This window comes from Chryseobacterium sp. MEBOG06, assembly GCF_021869765.1.
Taxonomy (GTDB): domain Bacteria; phylum Bacteroidota; class Bacteroidia; order Flavobacteriales; family Weeksellaceae; genus Chryseobacterium.
The window spans coordinates 1,721,781-1,737,825 of sequence record NZ_CP084580.1; the positions used below are offsets into that span (position 1 = coordinate 1,721,781).

Here is a 16,045-nt window from a genome sequence, read left to right on the forward strand (position 1 = left end):
ATGAAAAAATTAATAGCTGTTCACACATTCATCTTATTTTTATTTGGATTTTCAGTCCTTTCTGCTCAATCGTCAAAAACATTTGAAAAAGAAAAGACAGAGATCAGCAAGATGCTTGACGGATTTAATGCAGCTGCTGCAAAAGCGGATTACAATGCTTATTTTAATTACTTTGCTGATCAGTCTACTTTCATTGGAACTGATGCAACTGAAGTTTGGAACAAAAAAGAATTCATGGTGTGGGCGAAACCTCATTTTGACAAAAAGAAAACCTGGAATTTCACCGCTCTTAAAAGAAATATCTATTTCAGTAATGATGGAAAACTGGCTTGGTTTGATGAATTACTGGATACCCAAATGAAGATTTGCAGAGGCTCCGGAGTCGTAGAAAAAATTAATGGAAACTGGAAGGTAAAGCAATATGTACTTTCCATGACAGTTCCCAATGACGTAGTGGATAAAGTGGTTGCTGAGAAAACAGCCCTTGAAGATCCATTAATCCAAGAATTAAAGAAATAAGAATGAATACTCGGCACGGTACTTTTTCAGGGAAAATAAAACCTAATCTTTCGATGCTTCAGATTATTAATATGAGCACGGGATTTTTAGGAATTCAGATGGCATTTGGGCTGCAGAATGGAAATGCAAGCCGTATTCTGGCCAATTTAGGGGCTGATGTTCATGAATTATCTTGGTTCTGGCTGGTAGCACCCATCACAGGATTGATCGTTCAGCCTATTATCGGGCATATGGGAGATAATACATGGAGCCCGTTGGGAAGAAGAAAACCTTACTTTCTGATTGGAGCTGTTTTATGTGCCATAGGATTGGTACTGCTTCCTAATGCTGCTTCTGCAAATCAGATGTTTGCGGCCAACGCTCTTTTGCTGGCCGTAATTTTCCTGGCTATGATGGATGCTTCTATAAATGTTGCAATGGAACCTTTCAGGGCTTTAGTTGGAGATATGTTGCCAAAGCATCAGGGTACAGTAGGGTTTTCTGTGCAGACCATCCTGATTGGAATAGGTGCAGTACTCGGTTCTTACCTTCCGGACTGGCTTACTAAACTTGGAATTTCTAATGAAGCGCCTAAAGGTTTTGTAGCAGATAATGTTATTTATTCCTTTTACATAGGAGCAGTATTACTTATTCTGTCTATTTTATATACCATCATTACAACCAGAGAATATTCACCAAAGGAGTTTGCAGAATTTGCAGGAGATAAAAAAATAGAAGAACCCTCCAGGTTTTCTGATATTTTTAAAGACTTTGCCAGGATTCCTGCTCAAATGAAAAAGCTGGGTATTGTTCAGTTCTTTTCATGGTTTGCATTATTTACGATGTGGGTATTTACAACCAGTGCCCTGGCAACCCATCATTTGGGATTATCTCCGGAAGATACCCATTCCAAAGAATTTAATAATGCAGGAGATTTAACAGGTAAGCTTTTCGGAATGTATAACCTTTGGGCTATTCCTTTTGCCTTTCTATTGACTCCTATTGCAAAATGGATAGGTAAAAAACAAACCCATGCTCTCGCTTTAGCCTGTGGAGGGATAGGGCTCATTTCAATGTATTTTATTAAAGATGTCAACAATTTATGGATTTCAATGGTAGGATTAGGTTTTGCCTGGGCAAGTATTCTGGCGATGCCTTATGCGATGCTGATTGAAGTTATTCCTCAGAAGAAAATGGGGGTTTATATGGGGATATTCAATTTCTTTATTGTTGTTCCTCAGATCATCAATGGGTTATTCGGAGGTCCTGTTGTAAGCGGTATTTTTGGTAAGCAGGCCATGGATTATGTGGTTGTAGGAGGAGTTTGTATGTTGATAGGAGCATTAGTTACAATGATTTTTGTCAAATCAGAAAATGAGACCCCAAAAGAAATTGAAGGGGAGATTAAACAGGTGCATTTTTAATAATTGAAAATTGAAAATGGAGAATTGTGAATTATTTTAATGTCTGTTATTTAATAGAATAATAGGTTTTAATATCAATAGGAGTGGGCTTTAGCCCTCTTCATTTTAATAGTTGAAAATTGAAAAATGGAGAATTGAAAATTATTTTAATGTCTGTTGTTTAATAGAATAATAGGTTTTAATATCAATAGGAGTGGGCTTTAGCCCACTTTTTCTTTTTATGGACAACCCATTGGCTTTAGCCAAAACATAAAATTGATAATAAGCCTATTTGTAAAAACTAAATCTTTTTTATTTTTAACCTGAATTTTTATGATAGGCTTAATGTATAAAGCTATTAACTTGCTCCCTCCACCTTTTGTATATAACCTCCTTTCTTAACCTACATCAACATTTACAGGATTTATACCCCGTACATTTGTACTATAAATAATCACAAAATGAAAACAGTATATCATAAAGCAGATTCGAGAGGCCATGCTGATCATGGTTGGTTAAATTCTTACCACACTTTCAGTTTTGCTAACTACCAAAATAGAGAAAGATCAAATTTTGGAGTGCTAAGAGTATTGAATGATGACACCGTTTCTCAGGGAATGGGATTCGGAACACACCCACACAGAGATATGGAAATTATTTCAATTCCTTTGGAGGGCGATCTGGAGCATAAAGACTCAATGGGAACCACAGCAGTGATCAAAAAAGGAGAAATCCAGGTAATGAGTGCAGGGACCGGAGTAATGCACAGTGAATATAATAAGAATAAAGATGAGGAAGTAAAATTTCTGCAGATCTGGGTTTTCCCGAGAGAATTGAATGTTGAGCCAAGATACGATCAGAAAAGCATCAAGGAAGGTGAAAAGATCAACGGATTTCAACAGATTTTATCCCCTGATAAAAATGATGACGGAGTTTGGATTCATCAGGATGCCTGGTTTAATTTAGCCAACTTTACAAAAGGAAACGGCAAAAACTATATGCTCAACAAAAAAGGAAACGGAGTCTATGCATTTGTTTTAAAAGGGAGTGTGAAAATTGGAGATCGTGTTCTTAATGAAAGAGATGGGCTGGGAATCTGGGATACTCAGAGCTTTAATCTGGAAGCAGTAGAAGATACAGAAGTATTATTAATGGAAGTCCCAATGGAATTACCTTCTTATCTTAAATAATAAACTAAATTTGTAACCTTAAAAAAAATAAATATCTATCATATGAAAATCTTAGCAATAGCAGGAAGTAACTCAGAAGTTTCAATGAACAAGCAGCTGGTAGCTTATGCAGCCACGTTATTTGAAAATGCAGAAGTGGAAGTAGTGGATCTGAATCCTTTCGAAATGCCAATTTATAAACATGAAAGAGAATTAGCAGGTGGTGTACCTCAGGAAGCTCATGATTTTGCAGCAAAGATTGATGGCGCAAACGTATTATTGGTTTCTTTAGGAGAGCACAACGGAACTTACTCTACAGCTTTCAAAAATGTGTTCGACTGGGTATCCAGAATCAAAGACAGAACGGTTTGGAATGAAGTACCAATGCTATTGATGTCTACATCCCCGGGAGGTAGAGGTGGAGCAGGAGTTTTGGAAGCTGCATCAAAGCGCTTTCCTTTCCACGGAGGAAATGTGGTAGAAACGTTCTCGCTGCCTTTCTTTAACGATAACTTTGATAAAGCTGGGCAAAAAATTTCTAATGAAGAGAAAAACAGCGAATTAAAAGAAAAAATCAAGAAGATTGCAGCTATCGAAACCATCCTTGAAAAATAGAATTTGAATATTCATTTAAAATTACTATTTTTGCAAAAAGAAAAGAGATGAAAATTCAGACCTCCTATAAACAATGTTTTTCTCATAAAGGGAAAGTTGTGGGCTCTGAAATTCTGAGATAAAATAACGGCCGATAATCTGAAAAGATTGTCGGCTTTTTTGTTTTCTAAAATCGAATATAAAAAGTAATTGAAATATTAAAAGATAAGAAGAGGAAAGATGTAAGACAATCCATCATCTGAAATCCAATATCTAAAAATCTAAGCAGACATGAGCAACACTTACAAATCAGCAGGAGTAGACAAAGAAGAAGGATACAAAACGGTTGACAAGATCAAAAAAGCGGTCGGTGAAACCCACAATTCCAATGTATTGAATCATTTGGGAAGTTTTGGTGCTTTCTATGAGATCGGAGGATATAAAAATCCAGTTCTTGTTTCAGGAACAGATGGAGTAGGAACCAAGCTGAAAGTGGCTTTAGATACTAAAAAGTATGACTCTATCGGGGTAGATTGTTTTGCAATGTGTGCCAACGATATCCTATGCCACGGAGCTAAGCCTCTGTTCTTCTTAGATTATCTGGCTTGTGGGAAGCTTGATTCTGAGATTGCTGCTGAAATCGTTCTTGGAATGGTAAAAGCTTGTAAGGATAACAACTGTGCATTGATAGGTGGTGAAACTGCAGAAATGCCTGGGATGTACCAGCCGGGAGACTATGATGTAGCAGGATTCTGTGTAGGAATCGTGGAAAAAGACCAGATCATTGATGGGTCCAACATCAAACCGGGAAACAAGATTATTGCATTGCCAAGCTCAGGATTCCATTCAAACGGATTTTCTTTAGTAAGAAAAGTATTCCCGAACTTCGAAGAAGAGTTTGAAGGGAAACCTTTATATGAAACACTTTTAGTTCCTACAAGATTATATTTCAAAGATATTCATAAAGTATTGGAAGAAGTAAAAGTAGGAGGGATTGCTCACATTACAGGAGGCGGTCTTTACGAAAACGTCCCAAGAATCATCCCTGAAGGACTTTGTGCTTCCATCGATGGTTCAAAAATCAGAATTCCTACTGTAATGCTGGAACTGGAGAAAAGAGGCGGGGTAACCCGCGAAGAAATGTTCGGAACTTTCAATATGGGAGTAGGAATGATCATCGTAGTAGATGCTGAGCACGCTGAAAAAGTATTACACCTTTTAGATGATGCTTACGAAATCGGAGAAATCACAGAAAGTGCAGAGAAAATCAATTTATCACTATAATAAATGTATGAACGTAAAAAGTATTCCTGATTTTAAGTCATAAATACATTAATACTTTTTACATTTTACAAGAATATGAAGAACATCGTTGTACTCGTATCCGGTTCAGGAACCAATCTTCAGAGAATCATAGATACTATTGAAGCTGGAGAAATTCAGAATGCAAAAGTATCTTTGGTAGTGGCTGACAGAGAGTGTTACGGACTTGAGAGAGCGAAAAAACATACCATAGAAAATATTCTGATTCCAAGAGGAAAAAGCTTCAGCAGTGAATTGGCAAAAGTAATTCCTGCAGATACCGACCTTATCGTATTGGCAGGTTTTCTATCCATTTTGAAACCTGAGTTTTGTGAAAACTGGACTGGTAAGATCATTAATATTCATCCTGCACTACTTCCAAAATTCGGAGGAAAAGGAATGTGGGGAATGAACGTTCACCATGCAGTTATTGAAGCAGGAGAAAAAGAAAGCGGAGCAACAGTACATTTTGTAACTCCGGGAATCGATGAAGGAGAAGCTATTCTTCAAAAATCTTTTGAAGTAACCCCAGAAGATACTGCTGAAACATTAGCACAGAAAGTTCACCAGATTGAATATGAAATATTTCCGACAGCAATCAATAAGGTGCTGGGAAACTAATAGATCAATATAACAAATGACCAATATTTAAGATGTTTTTTTACATCATTAAATTGATACATTGTTACATTAATTAAAAAGAAATCTAAGTAAAATAAAAGTAAATTCGGAGGTGAAAGACCCGGATACAGTTTGAAATAGCTGTAAAAAGTAAAAAATTGAAAGTAAAATGAGTAAAAAGAGAGTTTTAATCAGTGTTTCTGACAAAAGTGGATTAATAGAATTCGCGCAGTTTTTGGAAGCTCAGAATTATGAGTTGATCTCTACAGGAGGAACGTTCAAACATTTGAAAGACGCTGGTTTAAATCCTATTCAGATTGATGAGGTAACCAATTTCCCTGAAATGCTGGACGGAAGAGTGAAAACTTTGCACCCTAAAGTTCACGGAGGACTTTTAGCTGTTCGTACCAACGAAGAGCACATGAGAATTGTTCAGGAACACGGAATTGGCCTGATTGACATGGTTATCGTAAACCTTTATCCTTTCTTTGAAAATGTAAATAAAAACATTTCCTTACATGAAAAGGTGGAGTTTATTGATATCGGTGGTCCGTCAATGCTTCGTTCTGCAGCCAAAAACTTTGACTCTGTTACCGTAATTACCGATGTAGAAGATTATACAACAGTAAGACTGGAAATGGAGCAAAACGGTGACAGCTATATAGAAACCCGTAAAAAGCTTGCAGGAAAAGTATTCAACCTTACCTCTGCTTATGATGCTGCTATTTCAAGAATGCTTTTAGATGAGGAGTACCCTGCTTACCTAAACGCTTCATACAAAAAAGTTTCTGACCTGAGATACGGTGAAAATCCACATCAGACAGCTGCTTATTATGTGTCCACCTTCGAAAACGGTGCAATGAAAGATTTCGAACAGCTTGGAGGTAAAGAACTTTCTTTCAACAACCTTCGTGATATGGACCTTTGCTGGAAAGTAGTTACGGAGTTCAAAGAAGAAATGGCTTGCTGTGCAGTGAAACATTCTACCCCTTGTGGCGTAGCAATAGGAACTTCAGCATTGGAAACTTATCAGAAAACATTCGAATGTGATCCTGTTTCTATCTTTGGCGGAATTGTTGCTATGAACTATAAAATAGATGCTGCAACAGCTGAAGAATTAAACAAAACATTCCTTGAAATTGTAATGGCTCCTGAATTTGATGAAGAAGCTCTTGAAGTTTTAAGAAAAAAGAAAAATCTAAGAATCATCAAAATCGTAAATCCTGTTTCTGATAAACAAACATGGGTGAAAGTGGATGGCGGTATCTTGGTTCAGGATAACGATACTCACTTCTCTGATGATATTAAGGTGGTTACAGAAGTACAGCCTACAGAAGAGCAGAAGAAAGCATTACTGTTCTCTCAGAGAGTGGTAAAATATGTGAAATCAAATGCAATTGTAGTTTCTAACGGAATTCAGGCATTCGGTATCGGTGGAGGACAGGTAAACAGAATCTGGGCAACACAACAGGCTATTGAAAGAGCAAAAGAAAAATTCTCCGGAGACCTGGTATTGGCTTCAGATGCATTTTTCCCTTTCCGTGATGTGGTAGATTTCTGCGCTCAGGAGGGTATCAAGGCTATTATTCAGCCAGGTGGAAGTGTAAAAGATCAGGATAGTGTAGAAGCTGCCAATGAGCACGGTATACCAATGATGTTTACAGGTGTTAGACACTTTTTCCACTAATTAAAATAGAGATAAAAAATAATTAGGGATTGTATTTATAGCATTCAAAATTATATATTTGTAAAATAAGACTAGATAATAAATAAAGTATGAGAATATTAATCATAGGTGAAGGTGGTAGAGAATCTGCTTTAGCGGCAAAACTTCAGAATGACTCAAGAATTTCTAAAATGTTTTTTGCCAACGGAAATGCTACTACCGATGTAATAGGGAAAAATGTTCATTTATCAGAAATCAAAGAACTTAGAGATTTCGCTATTAAAGAAAAGGTAGATCTTACGATCGTAGGTCCTGAAGCTCCATTGGTGGCTGGTTTGAAGGACGAATTCAAAAAACACGATCTTAAGGTTTTTGGTCCTACTCAGAAAGTAGCAAGCCTTGAAGGAAGTAAAGCTTTCTCTAAGAAATTTATGCAGACCTATGATATCAAAACGGCTAAGGCTGTTGTATTTGATTCATATAATGATGCTAAAGAATATGTGCAGACACAGCAGTATCCTTTAGTAATCAAGGCGAGTGGTTTAGCTGGAGGAAAAGGTGTTGTTATCTGTGACACTCTTGAAGAAGCTGAAGCTACTATCCATGATTTCATGATCAGAAGAATCTATGGAGACGCTGGTATCCGTTTAGTTATTGAAGAATATTTGCAAGGTTTTGAAGCTTCTATCATTGCTTTCTCTAATGGTGAAAAATTATTCCCATGTGTAGCTGCAAAAGATTATAAAAAAGCAGGAAATGGAGATACAGGACCTAATACAGGAGGTATGGGATCTGTAGCACCAAGCCCGGAGTTCACTCAGGAGCACTATGCAGATTTTGAGAAAAATATTTTAGAGCCTACTATTAAAGGTCTTAAAGCTGAAGGGTTCGGATTTAAAGGAATCATCTTCTTCGGATTGATGGTTACGAAAAACGGAGCTTACCTTCTTGAATACAATATGAGATTTGGAGACCCTGAAACTCAGGTATTGATGGCACTTATGGAGAACAATCTTTTAGATGTGATCCAGGATTGTATGGAAGGAAAAGACATTGAACTTAAATTCAAAGAAGAAAAAGCAGTGTGTCTTGTAATGTGTTCAGGAGGATATCCAAGAAACATCGAAACAGGTTTCGAAATTACAGGAGGAGATAAAATACAACACAGTAAACTATTATACGCAGGAGCTATTACTAAAGGAGACAAAGTGGTTTCTAACGGTGGTAGAGTTCTGAATATTGTAGCTACGGGAGCTACTTTTGAAGACGCCCGCAAGAAAGTTTACGAAGACGCAGGTCATGTACATTTCGATTACGGCTTCTACAGAGAAGACATCGGAAAGTTTTAATAAAAATCATGAAAAAAGATTTGGAGCAATTCCAAGTCTTTTTTTGTAAAACAGTCAATATTAGATATCAGATGCCAGACGTTCAACCAGGTCTGAAATCTGAAATCTGATGTCTGACATCATTTAAAATAAATCAATCAGTTATAAAATGAACAACGGTATTATTATTTTAGATTTCGGATCCCAGTACAATCAGCTTATCGGAAGAAGAATCCGTGAGATGGGAGTATACTCTGAAATCTTACCTTACAATACACCATTACAAGATATCTTAGCAAAACAGCCTAAAGGAATCATTCTTTCCGGAGGTCCGAGTTCTGTAAATGCAGACAATGCCCATCTGGTAGAAAAAGCTTTATATGAGCAGGGTGTTCCTGTTTTGGGTATTTGCTATGGAATGCAGATGACGGCTCACCTTTTAGGAGGAAAAGTAAACAAAGGAGAAAAAGGCGAGTACGGAAAAGCAAACCTTGAAATCATTAAAGAAAGCTCTTTATTGAAAGGAGTTACTCAGAACTCTGTTGTTTGGATGAGTCACTTTGATGAAGTAGGAGAATTGCCTGCAGGTTTTGAGCTCAATGCAAAATCAGGAGTTATTGCTTCTATTGCTAATGAAGAAAGTAAAATCTACTGTGTTCAGTTTCACCCGGAAGTTTCTCATACAGAAGAAGGAGGGAAAATGCTTGAAAATTTCGTTTTCGGAATCTGTAATGCAGATAAAAACTGGAAACTGACCAATTATATTGATAAAACAGTAGAAGAAATCCGCGCGAAAGTAGGAGATAACAAAGTGATTCTTGGACTTTCAGGAGGAGTAGACTCTTCTGTAGCAGCAGTTTTGATTCATAAAGCAATTGGTGATCAGCTGACTTGTATCTTCGTAGATACGGGATTATTGAGAAAGAATGAAGGTGAGAAAGTGATGGGCCAATATGGAGAACATTTCCATATGAACATTAAAATGGTGGACGCTCAGGAAAGGTTCCTTACAAAATTAGCTGGAGTAGACGATCCTGAAGCGAAGAGAAAAATCATTGGAAACGAATTTATCCATGTTTTTGATGAAGAATCTCACAAAATTGAAGGGGCTAAATTCCTTGCTCAAGGGACTATTTACCCTGACGTTATCGAAAGCCAGTCTGTCAACGGACCCTCTGCAGTGATTAAGTCTCACCACAATGTAGGAGGACTTCCTGAAGATATGGAATTCGAATTGTTAGAGCCATTAAGAGAGCTTTTCAAAGACGAAGTAAGAAGAGTTGGAGAAGAATTAGGTATTCCTCACCACATGGTATACAGACACCCTTTCCCAGGTCCTGGATTAGGAATCAGAGTACTGGGAGCTGTAGATGCTGAAAAAGTGAGAATCCTTCAGGAAGCTGACGATATTTTCATTGAAGAACTATATAAAAATGACCTTTACGAAAAAGTATCTCAGGCATTTGTAGTACTTCTTCCAGTAAAATCTGTAGGAGTAATGGGAGATGAAAGAACTTACGAATACACCGCTGTAGTTCGTTCTGCCAACACCATCGACTTTATGACAGCAACGTGGAGCAGACTTCCTTATGAGTTCCTTGATACTGTTTCCAGTAGAATCATCAACGAAGTAAGAGGAATCAACAGAGTAGCTTACGATATTTCAAGCAAACCACCTGCAACTATTGAGTGGGAATAATTTTTGACTTGAATTTATAATATAAATCCTGCCCAAACGGGCAGGATTTTTTTATTGGAATAGCTTGCCTTATCATCATTCACAAGCATTGTTGTGGTCAATAAATTTATTATGCTTAAAAGTAAATACTGAAAAGCATTTGTCAGAGTTTTTTTGAAGAGAATCATTATTACATACTGATGTTACATAGTAAGTGAAGGTAGTAAAACTTCCATCCCGGAAAGTTTCATTAGGTTCTCCAAATATTGTTTTGAATTTCTCAGCCGAACTATTTTTTAATGTATTCTCGAGAATGAGTTTCTCAGCCAAATCAAAGGTTCTCTTTCCCTTACAGCCTAAAGAATCCTTAATCCAAGTCATACTGTCTTCTGATTTTTTTACTTTTTGTTTATTACATCCTGTAAGAAATAAGATGATAATGAGGAATAGGTTGATTTTCATAGTTATAGTATGTGAAGTTTTACTTAAAACAGGTAGATAAACAAAGTTGTAGTGCTCAGGTTATTCTCGCTGAATTTAGGTAGAATTTCATCAAATTTATTAAAACAGTTTCAATGAAAAAATAATAAATAAAATATTGAGAGTGATTAATAAACAGTATATTAACTTGAATAATATATGTCTATGAAAAATAAGATAATTCAATAACATTGATCCCGCTATATAAAAATAAACAAGATTTTTTACTTCCTGAGTCTTTATTTCAGACACTGAAAATAAGTTTAAATAGTGGGAAAGATTAATTATTGAGCTGGGATAAAAAACGCTTAAAATAAAAATAACTGTAATACTTATAGTTATTGCATATGGTTTCATTTATCAATAAAAGCTTTAAAAAGATGTTTTTTAATTTGATAAAAAGAAGGGCTCAAAAGAATGATAGTAAGTATTTTCTTTCCAATCGAATTTTGTGCTTATTTCATCATTGTTAAGAAAATCTCTCAACGAATAATCATCATCTCGGAAATAAACTTTTTCGATAGAATCGTCTGGGTTATATTTAAATTCAATAGTAGGAATGGTTTCGTTTTGGAATTCATCATCAAATAGAGAAGGATCACCATAAAAGTTTTTAAACTTATCAGTTTTAAATCCTGCTATTGCATCAATTGCATATCCAGCTAATTTTCTGTTTTTATCATCAAATATTAGAACACCTTTTCCTAACAGGCTGCCTTTACGATAAAATACATACTCCCACATGGTTTCTCCCTTACTGCTATTTTCTTTATTGTAGTAAAAGGTCCAGGGTTTACCAAATGTTCCGATATCTATATGACGATGAATAACTTCTGATAAATGATCTTCTGAAGAGAGATAAACCTCACCTCCCAATTGTTCAACTTGCTGAGTCCTGTAGTTTTTTAAAAATCTTTCTATCTTTTTAAGCTCATTAGTAGTAGAATCATAAGTTAAACAGTTAAATTCTGAAAGCTTATGAAGTTGTTCTTTTGGTGTTTCAATATTATTTTCATCAGTGTATTTTATGTAAGTACCCACTTCTATTATATTTTCTTAATTATTTTTCCTTAAATTTAAGTAAAATTATATCAAATGCAAATAGAAACGAGACCCCTGACTGTTCAGGATTATGATGAGTTGGTTGTAACAATGAAAAGGGCGTATCCTCAGATGTCTGAATCTATCTGGTCTAAAAAAAGTATAGAAAAACTTACGAGAATATTTCCTAAAGGTCAGATTTGTATCACCGTAGATGGGAAGTTAGCGGCCGTAGCGCTGTCCATTATCGTGAATTATGACGAATTTGGGGACGATCATACCTATGTTGATATTACAGGAAACTATACATTCAACACCCATTTGTCAACAGGAAATGTATTGTATGGAATAGAAGTTTTTGTTGATCCGGAATTTCGGGAGCTGCGTCTGGGAAGAAGGTTGTATGATGCCAGAAAAGAGTTGTGTGAGCTTCTTAATTTAAAATCTATTATCCTGGGCGGAAGAATTCCGAATTATCATAAATACAGTGACGAACTTTCCCCAAGAGAATACATCCGCAGAGTAAGAGATAAGGAAATTTATGATCCTGTGTTGTCTTTCCAGCTTTCCAATAACTTTCTTCCCATAAAGATCCTGAAAAAATACCTTCCCGAAGATGAATCATCACTGGAAAACGCTGTTTTGCTGCAATGGAACAATATTTATTACAGCAAAAAGCCCAATACGATGCAGGACAGTATCATTCGTCTGGGGCTTGTACAGTGGCAGATGAGGCATTTTAAAAATATAGATGCTTTTTATGAACAGGTAGAATTTTTTGTCAATGTAATGGGCGACTACAAATCAGACTTTGTTCTCTTCCCGGAACTTTTCAATACACCACTGCTGGCACCATTCAATAAGCTGTCAGAAAGGGATAGTATGATAGAACTGGCTAAACTGAGTGAAGATATCAAAAATAAAATTTCTGAGCTTGCCATTAGTTACAATGTAAACATTATCTCAGGAAGTATGCCTGTCTTTGACGATGATAACAATGATTTGTATAATGTAAGCTACCTTTTGCACCGCGATGGGCGTATAGATGAATACCGAAAAATTCATATTACACCGAATGAAAGGAAATACTACGGAATGAAAGGAGGAAACGAAATAAGAGTTTTTGATACCGACTGTGGAAAAATTGGTCTTGTCATCTGCTACGACGTAGAATTTCCGGAATTACCAAGGATTCTTGCAGATCAGGGGATGAAAATTCTTTTTGTTCCTTACCTTACCGATACGCAGAACGCCTATATCAGAGTGCGTCATTGTGCCGCTGCAAGAGCTATCGAAAATGAATGTTACGTAGCCATTGCCGGCTGTGTAGGAAACCTTCCGGGGGTTAATAATATGGATATCCAGTTTGGACAGGCGGCCGTGTTTACCCCTTCCGATTTTGCTTTCCCATCGAATGCCGTAAAAGGAGAGGCTACACCGAATACAGAAATGACTTTAATTGTAGATGTAGACCTGAATCTATTAAAAGATCTCCATCATAACGGCTCTGTTCAGGTGATGAAAGACCGGAGAAAAGATCTCTATGATACCTACCTCAAATAACAAAACAGAATGCGAAAGCATTCTGTTTTTATTTTTACCTAAAATTTTAAAAAAACAAATTAATCATAATGAGGACATACTACCGCAGGACAGATCAGTCTTGGACATCTTGGCCTTCCGTCAGTAGGACAACATTGGTTAGAGCAGTTAGGAATATCAATGATAAGACCACTTCCCGCAATTCCTTTTAATTGTTCTCTTGAAAGTTTGCTGTTGCGTAAATTTTTCATGTTTTAATACTTTTGTTTTGTTTGTACACTGTAAATATATATAATTTTAATTAAGCTTTATCACTAATTGTTTATTTTGTTATTATGACTACTGTTTTATTTGTAAAATACAAATTATTGGTTTGAATTTTTAATCTATTCTTTAAAATTATTATATTTATTCATTAATAAAAAACTAAAAACTATGCAAAAAGGAATTGTAAAATGGTATAATGCAGAAAAAGGCTATGGATTTATCATCCCTGAAGGAACAGAAGATGCTATTTTTTGTCACCATTCGGCTATTGCCGGCTCTTTAAAACTTTTGTCAGAAGGACAAACCGTAGAATTTCATATTGTAGAAGGCCCCAGGGGGAGACAGGCAGAAAATGTGAGAGTTGTGGATAACAGCTAAAATAAAAAGAGTCAAAAAATCACTAGAAATTAATAAAAATGACAGGTACAGTTAAGTGATATAACCAATCAAAAGGATATGGCTTTATTTCTCCTGAGGGTGGAGGAGTAGATATTTTTGTTCATAATTCCGCTTTAAAAGCGGCGGGATTAATAACTTTATCTGAGGGGGAGAGAGTTTCATTTGAAGTTGTTACATCAAAAACAGGAAAATTAGAAGCAGCTCATATAACATTATCACAATAAATTTTAAGGACAAACATGTGAAAAACTGCTGGTTTTCCGGCAGTTTTTTTAGTAGGTCCCTTTATAAAACTGTAGTTGGGAACAGTTTTTGGAGTAAATTGCACTTACTATAGATAGATTATGTTTGACAAGCAGCAGAGAAAACTGAAAAGATCCGCCAGATTGATTTCCGTATTAAGTAAATATGGTTTTAAAGATATGCTGGCAAGAATGAACGGTGGAAACAAGCAAGAGGAAATTTCAGAAAATTCCGATGAGATTGTTTCAAAAGGTACCGTTTATGAAAGAATAAGGCTCGCTCTGGAAGAGCTGGGGCCTACGTTTGTCAAACTTGGACAGACCTTCAGTAATCGGGAAGACCTTTTACCTGCGGAACTTATTCAGGAACTGCAGAAACTTCAGGATAAAGTAGAAGTAATAGAAATGGATGTTGAAGATATACTGGAAAGTGAATTCAATATTTCCGTTAAAGACTATTTTCGGGAAATTCAGAAAGAACCTCTGGCTACAGCCTCCATTGCACAGGTTTATAAAGCTGTTTTGCTGGATGGAAGCCCTGTTATTTTAAAATTAAAAAAACCGGACGTACAATCTGTCATTGAAGATGACCTGCTATTGATCAAGGATATTGAGAAATTGATATCTGCATATTCAGAAATAGGAGAGCAGCTTAATCTGAAACAGGCAATTTCTACTTTTGAAAAATCATTGCTGGAAGAACTTTCTCTGATCAATGAAAGGAATAATATTCAACAGTTTCGTCTCAATTTTAAAAATAATAAAGAAACTTACGTTCCGATAGTCTATGATGAATTTTCCAACAATAATATTCTTTGTATGGAATTTATTGATGGAATAAAGGTGACAGATCAGCCTGGTCTTATTGCTCACGATATAGACCCGGTGAAAGTTTCAGAAGCCGGATTGAGACTTTTTGTTTCTCAGATTTTAGATTATGGATTCTTTCATGCAGATCCTCATGCAGGAAATATTTTAGTAAAAAAAGACGGCAGAATTGTTTTTATTGATTTCGGTGCTGTAGGAAAAATCCAGCCCAATGATAAAGAGATCCTTGAAAATCTGATTGTCAGTTTTGTGGCTAAAAATCCGCATAAAATTGTCCGCTACCTTAAAAAAATGGCTGTAAGCTATGAGATCCCGGACGAAAGAAGATTTGAAAATGATGTGGAAGATATTCTCAACTTCGTTCACAGCTCGTCGTTGAAAGAAATCAATGTTCAGGTGATTATCAATAAAATGAAAGATATTTTAAAAGATAACAGGCTTTATATGCCGGATTATTTTTACCTTTTATTTAAAGGAATAAGCCTGATAGAAGGTGTAGGAAGAACAATCAACCCAGAGCTTGATATTGTTAAAAGTCTCCATCCCTATACCAAAAAGATATTCACCAGAAAAATTAACCCGAAAAATATTTTAAAAACGGGAATGGACAGAATGATGAATTTCACAGACAATATAGATGAAATTCCCAAAGAGCTTCGTTCTGTTCTTCAGAAATTAGATGAAAATAAGTTTACGGTCTCCACCGAGAGCAAAAATATAGAAAAGACCAATCAGCTCATCAAATCCAGCGTGGTCAATCTGATCTTGGCAATGATCTTAGGAGCTAATATCATTGCAACGGCTATTGTTTTCGCATCAGAATCCGGACCCAGAATAGGAGAGTTGTCTTTGGTAGCTGTTCTAGGCTTTACCTTTTCAGTCGTATTGGTTGTAATACTTTTATTGAGAGTAACTAGAAAGTGATCTGGAAGAAAGAAATAAAATTTCAATAACTCAAAACCAGGAATCACACATTGCTGAGAGTTT

The 16,045-nt window shown here is 36.0% G+C and carries 15 protein-coding genes and 1 pseudogene; 13 read left to right on the plus strand and 3 right to left on the minus strand.

What is annotated here, in order from left to right:
• The 9 genes from LF887_RS07955 (at position 1) to guaA (ending at position 10,280) form a co-directional block, all read left to right on the plus strand.
• The gene (locus LF887_RS07955; protein ID WP_236858495.1) at positions 1 to 519 is read left to right on the plus strand and encodes a nuclear transport factor 2 family protein; all 519 of its coding nucleotides are present in this window, start codon (positions 1 to 3) and stop codon (positions 517 to 519) included.
• A 2-nt stretch (positions 520 to 521) separates the two neighbouring features.
• Complete coding sequence (locus tag LF887_RS07960; RefSeq protein ID WP_236858496.1) at positions 522 to 1,922, plus strand: MFS transporter; 1,401 nt, start codon at positions 522 to 524, stop codon at positions 1,920 to 1,922.
• A 440-nt stretch (positions 1,923 to 2,362) separates the two neighbouring features.
• Complete coding sequence (locus LF887_RS07965; RefSeq protein ID WP_236858497.1) at positions 2,363 to 3,091, plus strand: pirin family protein; 729 nt, start codon at positions 2,363 to 2,365, stop codon at positions 3,089 to 3,091.
• Between the two features lie 42 nt (positions 3,092 to 3,133).
• Positions 3,134 to 3,685 carry an NADPH-dependent FMN reductase gene (locus LF887_RS07970; protein ID WP_236858498.1) on the plus strand — a complete coding sequence of 184 codons (552 nt, stop codon included), beginning with the start codon at positions 3,134 to 3,136 and terminating at the stop codon, positions 3,683 to 3,685.
• A 270-nt stretch (positions 3,686 to 3,955) separates the two neighbouring features.
• Positions 3,956 to 4,948 (plus strand): phosphoribosylformylglycinamidine cyclo-ligase, encoded by a 993-nt coding sequence (gene purM / locus LF887_RS07975; protein ID WP_236858499.1) that lies wholly within the window; start codon positions 3,956 to 3,958, stop codon positions 4,946 to 4,948.
• A 75-nt stretch (positions 4,949 to 5,023) separates the two neighbouring features.
• Positions 5,024 to 5,587 (plus strand): phosphoribosylglycinamide formyltransferase, encoded by a 564-nt coding sequence (gene purN / locus LF887_RS07980; protein ID WP_236858500.1) that lies wholly within the window; start codon positions 5,024 to 5,026, stop codon positions 5,585 to 5,587.
• A 169-nt stretch (positions 5,588 to 5,756) separates the two neighbouring features.
• A complete protein-coding gene (gene purH / locus LF887_RS07985) occupies positions 5,757 to 7,274 on the plus strand; it encodes a bifunctional phosphoribosylaminoimidazolecarboxamide formyltransferase/IMP cyclohydrolase (protein WP_236858501.1) in 1,518 nt (505 codons plus the stop codon).
• A gap of 89 nt (positions 7,275 to 7,363) precedes the next feature.
• The gene (gene purD / locus LF887_RS07990) at positions 7,364 to 8,602 is read left to right on the plus strand and encodes a phosphoribosylamine--glycine ligase (protein ID WP_236858502.1); all 1,239 of its coding nucleotides are present in this window, start codon (positions 7,364 to 7,366) and stop codon (positions 8,600 to 8,602) included.
• A 148-nt stretch (positions 8,603 to 8,750) separates the two neighbouring features.
• Positions 8,751 to 10,280 carry a glutamine-hydrolyzing GMP synthase gene (guaA, locus tag LF887_RS07995; protein WP_236858503.1) on the plus strand — a complete coding sequence of 510 codons (1,530 nt, stop codon included), beginning with the start codon at positions 8,751 to 8,753 and terminating at the stop codon, positions 10,278 to 10,280.
• A gap of 75 nt (positions 10,281 to 10,355) precedes the next feature.
• On the opposite strand, the gene LF887_RS08000 is transcribed toward guaA, so the two are convergent.
• Together LF887_RS08000 and LF887_RS08005 are read right to left on the minus strand one after the other, a co-directional pair.
• Positions 10,356 to 10,721 (minus strand): hypothetical protein, encoded by a 366-nt coding sequence (locus LF887_RS08000; protein ID WP_236858504.1) that lies wholly within the window; start codon positions 10,719 to 10,721, stop codon positions 10,356 to 10,358.
• Between the two features lie 405 nt (positions 10,722 to 11,126).
• The gene (locus LF887_RS08005) at positions 11,127 to 11,780 is read right to left on the minus strand and encodes a hypothetical protein (protein ID WP_236858505.1); all 654 of its coding nucleotides are present in this window, start codon (positions 11,778 to 11,780) and stop codon (positions 11,127 to 11,129) included.
• 54 nt (positions 11,781 to 11,834) lie between these two features.
• On the opposite strand from LF887_RS08005, the gene LF887_RS08010 reads away from it, so the two are divergent.
• Entirely contained in the window at positions 11,835 to 13,343 is a 1,509-nt protein-coding gene (locus LF887_RS08010; protein WP_236858506.1) for a carbon-nitrogen hydrolase family protein, read from the plus strand.
• Between the two features lie 59 nt (positions 13,344 to 13,402).
• Here LF887_RS08010 and LF887_RS08015 read toward each other — a convergent pair whose 3' ends face one another.
• A complete protein-coding gene (locus LF887_RS08015; protein ID WP_236858513.1) occupies positions 13,403 to 13,573 on the minus strand; it encodes a hypothetical protein in 171 nt (56 codons plus the stop codon).
• Positions 13,574 to 13,757: 184 nt separating this feature from the next.
• On the opposite strand from LF887_RS08015, the gene LF887_RS08020 reads away from it, so the two are divergent.
• The 3 genes and pseudogenes from LF887_RS08020 to LF887_RS08030 all read left to right on the plus strand — a co-directional run bounded on the left by LF887_RS08020 (position 13,758) and on the right by LF887_RS08030 (position 15,982).
• A complete protein-coding gene (locus LF887_RS08020; protein WP_236858515.1) occupies positions 13,758 to 13,967 on the plus strand; it encodes a cold-shock protein in 210 nt (69 codons plus the stop codon).
• 71 nt (positions 13,968 to 14,038) lie between these two features.
• Positions 14,039 to 14,212 (plus strand): annotated as a pseudogene (locus LF887_RS08025) (cold shock domain-containing protein); the annotation flags it as partial.
• Positions 14,213 to 14,332: 120 nt separating this feature from the next.
• Positions 14,333 to 15,982: an ABC1 kinase family protein gene (locus LF887_RS08030; RefSeq protein WP_236858524.1), complete on the plus strand. Its 1,650-nt coding sequence runs from the start codon at positions 14,333 to 14,335 to the stop codon at positions 15,980 to 15,982.
• The last annotated feature ends 63 nt before the right edge of the window (positions 15,983 to 16,045 follow it).

What these genes read in the sequence shown, in the direction of transcription:
- purM (WP_236858499.1), top strand. Translation starts at nt 3,956, where the DNA reads ATGAGCAACACTTACAAATCAGCAGGAGTAGACAAAGAAGAAGGATAC.
- purD (WP_236858502.1), top strand. Translation starts at nt 7,364, where the DNA reads ATGAGAATATTAATCATAGGTGAAGGTGGTAGAGAATCTGCTTTAGCG.
- purH (WP_236858501.1), top strand. Translation starts at nt 5,757, where the DNA reads ATGAGTAAAAAGAGAGTTTTAATCAGTGTTTCTGACAAAAGTGGATTA.
- guaA (WP_236858503.1), top strand. Translation starts at nt 8,751, where the DNA reads ATGAACAACGGTATTATTATTTTAGATTTCGGATCCCAGTACAATCAG.
- LF887_RS08010 (WP_236858506.1), top strand. Translation starts at nt 11,835, where the DNA reads ATGCAAATAGAAACGAGACCCCTGACTGTTCAGGATTATGATGAGTTG.
- LF887_RS07955 (WP_236858495.1), top strand. Translation starts at nt 1, where the DNA reads ATGAAAAAATTAATAGCTGTTCACACATTCATCTTATTTTTATTTGGA.
- purN (WP_236858500.1), top strand. Translation starts at nt 5,024, where the DNA reads ATGAAGAACATCGTTGTACTCGTATCCGGTTCAGGAACCAATCTTCAG.
- LF887_RS08020 (WP_236858515.1), top strand. Translation starts at nt 13,758, where the DNA reads ATGCAAAAAGGAATTGTAAAATGGTATAATGCAGAAAAAGGCTATGGA.
- LF887_RS07970 (WP_236858498.1), top strand. Translation starts at nt 3,134, where the DNA reads ATGAAAATCTTAGCAATAGCAGGAAGTAACTCAGAAGTTTCAATGAAC.
- LF887_RS08000 (WP_236858504.1), bottom strand. Translation starts at nt 10,721, where the DNA reads ATGAAAATCAACCTATTCCTCATTATCATCTTATTTCTTACAGGATGT.
- LF887_RS07960 (WP_236858496.1), top strand. Translation starts at nt 522, where the DNA reads ATGAATACTCGGCACGGTACTTTTTCAGGGAAAATAAAACCTAATCTT.
- LF887_RS08030 (WP_236858524.1), top strand. Translation starts at nt 14,333, where the DNA reads ATGTTTGACAAGCAGCAGAGAAAACTGAAAAGATCCGCCAGATTGATT.
- LF887_RS07965 (WP_236858497.1), top strand. Translation starts at nt 2,363, where the DNA reads ATGAAAACAGTATATCATAAAGCAGATTCGAGAGGCCATGCTGATCAT.
- LF887_RS08015 (WP_236858513.1), bottom strand. Translation starts at nt 13,573, where the DNA reads ATGAAAAATTTACGCAACAGCAAACTTTCAAGAGAACAATTAAAAGGA.